We start from the raw sequence: 7,350 nt of genomic DNA, 5'->3' as shown, positions 1-7,350 counted from the left end.
CTCGACGTCATCGTCGACGGCACATGGTTCGCCATCGTGGGCGGCAGCCATGTGGCCAACCGGGTGTTCCCGTACCCGAACGCACCCTCGGCGATGGTGCGGATGGAGCCGGCCGCGCGCGCGGAGGCGAAGCGGGCGATCGGCACCATGCGGGCCGGCGGCGGCACGGCGATGAGCACCTGGCTGCAGCTCGCCGGCCAGCTCTTCTCCACGGTGCCGCAGGGGGCGCGTCGCCACGCGATCCTGCTCACGGACGGCAAGAACGAGTCCGAGCCCAAGGCGCAGCTCACCTCGACGCTCGCCCGGCTGCAAGGGCAGTTCCGGTGCGACGCCCGCGGTGTGGGATCGCGCTACGTGGTCGCCGAGGTCCGCGAGATCGCGTCGGCGCTGATGGGCTCGGACGAGCTGATCCGCGACCCCTCCGAGATCGCGGCCAGCTTCCAGCAGATGCTGGGGGAGTCGATGGCGCGCGGTGTGGCTGAAGCCCAGCTGCGTGTGTGGGCTCCGCAGGGCGCCGAGGTGCTGTTCGTCAAGCAGGTCTCGCCCAAGCTGGACGATCTGACGCCGCGCAAGAGCGTGGTGAACCCGTTGACCAGCGGTTTCCCGACAGGCAGCTGGGGCGACGAGAGCCGCGAGTACCACGTGGCCGTGCGCGTCGGCTCGAAGCCGGTCGGTGCCGAACAGCTCGCCGCACGCGTCCAGATCGTCACCAACGAGGAGGTGCAGGCCTCTGGGCTGGTCAAGGCGATGTGGTCGAGCGACCACAACCTCACCGCTCGCATCAACCCTGAGGTGGCGCACTACACCGGCCAGGCCGAGCTGGCGGAGGCGATCCAGGACGGCCTCGCCGCGAAGGCGTCCGGCGATGAGGCGACGGCGACTGTCAAGCTCGGCCGCGCCGTCCAGCTCGCGAAGGAGACCGGCAATGACGAGGCGACCTCGCGGCTGCGGCGCGTGGTCGACATCGACAACGAGGAGCAGGGAACGGTCAGGCTCAAGCGCAACACAGACAAGCTCGACGAGATGGCGCTCGACACGGCCTCGACCAAGACGACCCGGGTCCGCAAGTGAGTGCGATCTGTCCGCAGGGGCACACCTCGGAGTCGGAGGACTACTGCGACACCTGCGGTTCTCCGATCGAGTCAGCGGCCGCAGCGCCTGTCGTGGCGAGCCCGGCCGAGCCGGACCCCGGGTCCGGTGCGGCCACCACCTGCCCGCACTGCGGCTCGCCGGCCGCACCGGGCGCGCTGTTCTGTGAGAACTGCGGCTATGACTTCACCACCGGCACCGCGCCGCAGCCGGTGAGCCCCGACCCGTGGGCCCTGCCTACGCCGTCGGCTGGTCCGGACCCGGCGGAAGGCGGTCCGCCGGCTCCCGCCCCAACCGACCCGGACCCGGGTGCCGAGCAGTCCGCTGAGGGCGAACCCGGCGATCCGGACGAGAACGAGCCTGCGCCGTCGGACCCTGAGCAGTCCGACCCTGAGGAGGAGCCGGCCGAGTCGGAGCAGCCGACCAACGGGGGTCTCCCGACGCCTCCGGCACCCGGCCCGGACGAGTGGGTCGCGGAGGTCTGGGTCGACCCGGACTGGTACGCCGCGCAGGACCCGGAGGACCCGATGCCTGCCCCCGGCTCGCCCCAGGTGATCCCGCTGCGCGCCAAGAGCGTGCTCGTGGGCCGTCCGTCTGCATCGCGGGGCATCAAGCCCGACGTCGACGCAGGTGAGGACACCGGCGTCTCACGACGGCACTGCCAGCTGACCACCGACGGGTTGCGCTGGTGGGTGGAGGACCTCGAGTCGGCCAACGGCACCTATGTCAACCACACCGGCGACCCGTTGCCGACCACGCCGATCGACCCGGGTGAGCGATACGAGCTCGCCGACGACGAGCGGGTGTTCATCGGCGGCTGGACCCGTGTGGTGATCCGCATGGCACTCCCGGGCGAGGTCTGAGGCCTCAGGGATCGGCGAGGCGCCAGTCGGCGCCATAGATGCTGAACAGGCGCGCGCTGTCGGGCTGCTCGATCGTGGCGGTCGCCGTGCGCAGTGCCTCGGATGCGGCCACTCCGCTCGCAAGAGCACGGTGGTAGGCACCCATCAGCTGCGCAGCCACCACGTCCTGCACCGGCGCCACGGCTGCGAGGACGCTCCGCGCACCGCACGCGAGCACGGTGGCAGTGAGCCCCATGGCCTCGTCGCCGGGCCGGATGATCGCGCGGCCGGCGTCGCAGGCCGAGAGCACCACGTGGCCGGCGCGGACGCCGCGGCGCTGCAGCTCGTAGGCGAACAGTGGGCCATCGTGCATCGTCACGGAGGAGAACAGGGCGTTCCCGTCGTGGTGGTGACCGTGTGCGGCGACGTGCACGAGATCGGCCGACGCGAGGGCGCCCGTGAGATCAGCACCGGAGGCGACGACCGTCGCCGCCCCACGTGACCCCCATGCCGCGGCGACCGCCGTTGCCTCGTCAGCAGCGCGGTCGAGTCTCGGACCGGCCAGGGCTGCGACCCGGTCGACGCTCTCGGCCACGTTCTCACCCGCGGCCCAGGCGGTGAGCGAGGACGCGACCACGAGTGGTCGGTCGTCCAGGCCGGGGATCAGGCGCCACGGAGTCGAACGAAGCACCGTGGTGCGCACGATGAGGAGCCGCGACCGGGTGGACGGCACGGGGATGAGGCGAGCGACGCCGTCGAGCCGGCTCGCCAATGAGCGCTGGACCACTGTGCCGAGCGGTCCGGGGAGGTGACGGCCGGTCATCGCGACATCGGCAAGCAGGAGCCGGTTCTGTTCCGCCACGTGTTCGGCGTCGCCAAGATCGTGCAGCTGCATACCGCGGGCGTCGATCGTCACGGCGCCGAGGCGGCCAGACGTGGTGAACAGCGCGAGCACGTCCGTATCGGTGGCCGCAGCAAGCGCGACGATCTCGTGGACGCGGGCCGGTGCGAGCGGACGGGTGCCCTGATCGTCGTCGGCGAGTTCCCACTCCCGACGTCGGATCGTGCGTTCGAGCTCCAGAGCGAGGCTGCCGAGCTGATCCGTGTCCGGCGCATCGGCAGTGTCGCGGAGCTGCGACCGCAGCACGCGCAGCTCGGTGAACGCCTTCTCGAGCACAGCGTCCTCGTGCGGGATCAGGCTGGGGAGTCGACTGGTCGCTGCGCGCCACCGTTCGGTCGCGGCGAGAACCTGGGCCGGCGAGCCGGACTCGAGTGCCGAACCCACGTCGAGCGCGACCAGGCGCTGCGCGTGGAGCGCGAACGCGGTGCGGGCATCGAGCGACGCGGGCCGAGCCTGCTGCTCGGCGACCCGACGGGCCGCGTCACGGAACCGGCGCCGGGCATCGACCGGGCGCCCCGCGGCCAGAGCGAGCCGAGCCGCCAGCCAGTCACGCTGCAGTCGGCGTGTGGGCGAGGTCGACGCGCCGCGTACGCGGGCAAGCAACTGGCCCGCCACGGCAACGTCACCGGCTGCGACGCATGCCTCGGCGGCGGCGAGCAAGGCGTCGCGCCGCACCGCGCGGGAGTGGGTGGGGAGGTCCTGCAGCCGCGCAGCGAGGTCGCGTCCGGTCCGCGGCCGGACACCGGCGGCGAGAACCGACTCGGCACGCAGGATCTCGGCCTGCACCCACCACCCTTCAGCGCCGCGCCGGCGGAACAGTCGTGCAGCCTTGGCAGCGGCGGCGCTGGCACGCTCGGGCCGGCCACGCAGGAGCTCCAGACGCGCGACCTCCACCAGGGCCTCGCCGATGTCGTGGTGCAGACGATGCTGCTCCGCGATGTCCACCGCTTCCTGCAGCAGCGGCGCGGCCTCGTCCGTGAGCCCGGTGTTGAGGAGCACATGGGCGTAGTCACGCTTGGCTGTGGCGCGAACCACGTCGACATCCATGGCATCGGCCTCGCCCATGGCACGCAGCGCGCCGGGTACGTCGCCCACCAGGAAGCGCGTGTAGCCGAGGTTGTGGCGTGCCTTGAACTCCAGATCGGGAGCAGCAGCGGTCGACGCCAGCGAGAGCGCGGTCTGCAGGTCGGCGTCACACAAGGTGTGATCGCCCAGGTACTGGCGCGCCGTGGCGCGGTTCAGGTGGACCGCAGCGAGCTGACGCGGTGTGAGCCAGGAATCGGTGGTGCCGATCCGGGTGAGCAGATCGACCGCGACCTGCCACTGCCCGCACCGGGCCAACAGACCAGCCCGTTGCACGAGACCGAGGGTCCGGACGCCGTCGCCCTCTCGACCCGGGACGAGGCGGTCTGCCTCGTCGAGGAGGGTGAGAGCGGGCTCGAGTCCGTGCCGCTCGAAGACCGGTGACGCGAGCGTGATCGTGGCAGATCCACGCATCAGCAGGTCGGCGAGGGGCGCGTCTGGCCGCGACAGACGACGGATCGCGCGGCGCAGCAAGTGCTCCGCGGCGGAGGGCCGCCCCATCGAGTTGGCCACGCGGGCCTCGGCGATGAGGTCGGCCACCGGTTCGGGTTCGGCGACCATGGACGCTCTCGGACACTGGGGGTGTCCCGTCAGCGTAGGGGAGTCAGACCTCCATCGAGGGCGTGATCACCGGGCTGGTCTCCTGGTCGGTGAACCGGAACACCAGCTGGACGTGCCCCCGCCGCACATGCGGGAACGCGAACCTGCCTTCGGCGTCGACGGCCACGGTCGACGTGCGGTTGCGCTCGCGCAGCTCGACCTCGGCGAGGTCTCCATCCGCCCAGCCGTCGAGGCGGGTGGTCTCGTCGTCGACACGCGTCACGGTGACGACCGCAGACATGGTCCCGCTGGTGAACGTGACCGTGTCGACGCTCGTGTAGTCGCGGCTGCGCACGCCGGCGAGGGTTCCGGGCAGTCGTTGTAGCTCGGCGATCTCGGCGTGCAGGGCCTGCACCGTCAGAGCGAACTGGACCTGGTCGTTGAGGTCAGAGGGCATGGGATCGGCGGCGTGGAGCGTGTCCCGGAGCGCCTGCAGCAGACCCAGATCGACGTCGTCGAGCGGCTGGTCGAAATCGGGTTCGGTCATGTCGGTGCCCCCCAGGACGTGTCGGATCGCAGTGCGCGGCGCAGCGTGTCGAGGCATCGGCCGCGCGTGGGGCCGATGCTGCCCACGGGCATCCCGAGGGCGGTGCTGATGGTGGCGTAATCGGGCCGGTCGGCGAACGCGATGACCTGCAGCAGCGCACGGCATCGTTCGGACAGTGTGGCGACGTGCGTCCAGAGCACCCGTTGGTCCTCGTCGAGCTCGGCGAGTGCTTCGGGGGACAGGTCGAGCGAGGGCGTCTCGTGGTCGAGCTCGGTGGGAACCTGTCTGCGGTCGCGCCCGGTCCGGCGCCAGCACTCCCGTCGCACCGTGACGATCAGCCACTTGAGGAGTGCCTGCGGGTCAGCGACGCGGTCCGCGTGCTCGACGAGGCGTAGCCACGCGACCTGGACCACGTCGGCTGCGGTCTCCGCGTCGGTGCCCTGGCTGCGTGCGGTCCGCCAGAGCACGGGGTTGAGTAGCTGGACCACCTCGGCCATGCGTCCGCTCTCGCCGGCCCGGTAGGCGGCGAAGGCTCGTCCGGCGCGGACGGCCAGGGAGTCGGGAGCGGCGGGCGCGCTCACGTTATGCTCCGATCGGATGGGGACGTCGGTGCCAGGGCGACGGCGAGGGCTCGCCTCGCGGGGTCGGGCCCGGTTCCGCCGTCGAGCCAGTTCGCATCCGTGGTCAGCGCGTTCGCGATCTGGGCGGCGAGCACGGGTGCGGCGAAGGACGTACCGCTCCAGATGGCGAAGCCCGACGAGAAGTCGTCGCGGTCCACGGTGCTGCGATCGCCCACGACGACGGTGGGGGAGAGGCCACCCTGCAGCGTGGTCGGGACGGTGCTGACGATGGCGGCACCCGGTCGGTGCGTGGTGACCCAGGGCCCGTCGTTGGTGAACAGCGCCACGCTTGCACTGCCGGGGTTCTGGGCACCGACGCTGACGAGCGGTGGTGCGCCACGGTCCGGCACCGCCTGGCCGCGCGGCAGCGCGAGCGCGGCGGGGTAGAACGGGTCGGCCACGGCGCTGTTCCCGGCTGCGGCCACGACGGCGATGCCCGCCTCTGCGAGCTCGCGGAGCAGGTGGGCGAGCGTGGACGTCGAGGCGAGATCCTCGGACGAACCCTCCTCGTGGTGGTAGCCCATGGAGAGGCAGACGACGTCGACGAGTCGGTGGGTGTCGCCGCTGGCGAGCGCCTCGAGCTGCCGATCGAGGATGCGGCGAAGCGCGGTGTGGACGAGGTACTCCTCGACCACGCCGTCGGCGCCGAGCACCGGGATCGAGAGCAGCCGCGCACGGGGACTGCGCTGCCGGACCACGCCAGCGATGAACGTCCCGTGCCCGGCCAGCGGGCCGACGGCCCCGGTCAGCGGGTCGATCACACCGGTGTCGTGATCGTCCACCAGCAGGTCCTCGAGGAGGGGAGCCCAGCGCTCGACGCTCGGGTCGTCGTCGGGGAACCACGGGTGGTCACCGAGGCCGGTGTCCACGATGGCGACCACGGGGGAGCGGCGCAGCTCGGGGGCGTGGGTGCGCGGGTCGGGAGCCTGCCAGACCACCGGGGTGCGGCCGCCGATGCCGGCGCCGCCGTACTCGGACAGCCCTTGCCCGCCGCGGCCGCCGAACGGCACGGGGTCCCAGTAGGGAACCGGGTCCCAGTACGGCACCGGGTCCCAATAGGGCACCGGGTCCCAGTACGGGGCGGCGGACATCACGTGATTGAGCCCGATGCGTCCCTCGAGCTCCGGATGCTCGGTGAGGACGTTCTGCAGTACCTGCCAGGCGTCGACCCCGTTGCCGAGCCGGTCCCCGCAGCGGGAGAGCGTGAGGCGGGTGCTGCGGAGACCGGGGGTGCGGCGGCTCGGGGCGGTGCGGGCGCCGGCGTGACAGGAGCAGTCGACGTCGAGCTCACCGGCGACGAGCGACCGGATGGCGCCGACCGCGTCGTCGTCGGGGCCGGCGGCGCTGGTCAGCAGCAGCGAGTCGCCCACGTATGCCGTCGGGGACAACGTGCGGCTGCCGCGTCGCACCGCGTTGGCCGGGTCGAGTACGCGCACGCGCAGTCGCTGCGTCGCGTTGCGCCGCGGCCGGGGGAGTGGGGGCGAGAAGTCGGACATGGCTCTCCGTGTTCGGGACCCGTGCCTGGGTGGTGCTCAGCGTAGGGGCCGGCAGGGTACGTGGTCTGTCGAACGGGAGGAGCGGCCTCGGGCCGCTCTGATACATCGGCGAGGCGGATGTATCAGGACGGCGTCGGCCGGCTCGTCAGAAGGTGCGGCCGACACCGCGGGGGCCGTTGGTCGGTGCTGGGTCCGGGATGGCCGAGCACAGGTGGGGATCGGGGGCGGGACG

The 7,350-nt window shown here is 72.0% G+C and carries 6 protein-coding genes; 2 read left to right on the top strand and 4 right to left on the bottom strand.

The window, feature by feature from the left end:
* Positions 1-1,071: hypothetical protein (locus ACOJSN_RS14630; protein ID WP_420113228.1), on the top strand; the 1,071-nt coding region annotated here is incomplete at its 5' end.
* The gene (locus ACOJSN_RS14625; RefSeq protein ID WP_420113227.1) at positions 1,068-1,952 is read left to right on the top strand and encodes an FHA domain-containing protein; all 885 of its coding nucleotides are present in this window, start codon (positions 1,068-1,070) and stop codon (positions 1,950-1,952) included. The genes ACOJSN_RS14630 and ACOJSN_RS14625, both read left to right, overlap by 4 nt.
* A gap of 4 nt (positions 1,953-1,956) precedes the next feature.
* On the opposite strand, the gene ACOJSN_RS14620 is transcribed toward ACOJSN_RS14625, so the two are convergent.
* Genes ACOJSN_RS14620 through ACOJSN_RS14605 form a run of 4 tightly spaced genes read right to left on the bottom strand, consistent with a single transcriptional unit; the run spans position 1,957 to position 7,118 of the window.
* Positions 1,957-4,476 (bottom strand): CHAT domain-containing protein, encoded by a 2,520-nt coding sequence (locus ACOJSN_RS14620; protein WP_420113226.1) that lies wholly within the window; start codon positions 4,474-4,476, stop codon positions 1,957-1,959.
* Between the two features lie 43 nt (positions 4,477-4,519).
* The gene (locus tag ACOJSN_RS14615) at positions 4,520-5,002 is read right to left on the bottom strand and encodes a carboxypeptidase regulatory-like domain-containing protein (RefSeq protein ID WP_420113225.1); all 483 of its coding nucleotides are present in this window, start codon (positions 5,000-5,002) and stop codon (positions 4,520-4,522) included.
* Positions 4,999-5,583 (bottom strand): RNA polymerase sigma factor, encoded by a 585-nt coding sequence (locus ACOJSN_RS14610; RefSeq protein ID WP_420113224.1) that lies wholly within the window; start codon positions 5,581-5,583, stop codon positions 4,999-5,001. Before ACOJSN_RS14610 ends, ACOJSN_RS14615 begins: the two co-directional genes overlap by 4 nt.
* Positions 5,580-7,118, bottom strand: a complete 1,539-nt coding sequence (locus tag ACOJSN_RS14605) for a S8/S53 family peptidase (protein WP_420113223.1) — start codon at positions 7,116-7,118, stop codon at positions 5,580-5,582. The genes ACOJSN_RS14610 and ACOJSN_RS14605 overlap by 4 nt, the downstream gene beginning before the upstream one ends.
* Between the last annotated feature and the right edge of the window lie 232 nt (positions 7,119-7,350).

The sequence above is a fragment of the Pseudactinotalea sp. genome (genome assembly GCF_048594945.1).
In the GTDB taxonomy this organism is placed as follows: domain Bacteria; phylum Actinomycetota; class Actinomycetes; order Actinomycetales; family Beutenbergiaceae; genus Pseudactinotalea.
Note: the sequence above shows the minus strand (reverse complement) of the source record. Positions and strands in the feature narration are given on the sequence as shown.

What these genes read in the sequence shown, in the direction of transcription:
- ACOJSN_RS14620 (WP_420113226.1), bottom strand. Translation starts at nt 4,476, where the DNA reads ATGGTCGCCGAACCCGAACCGGTGGCCGACCTCATCGCCGAGGCCCGC.
- ACOJSN_RS14615 (WP_420113225.1), bottom strand. Translation starts at nt 5,002, where the DNA reads ATGACCGAACCCGATTTCGACCAGCCGCTCGACGACGTCGATCTGGGT.
- ACOJSN_RS14605 (WP_420113223.1), bottom strand. Translation starts at nt 7,118, where the DNA reads ATGTCCGACTTCTCGCCCCCACTCCCCCGGCCGCGGCGCAACGCGACG.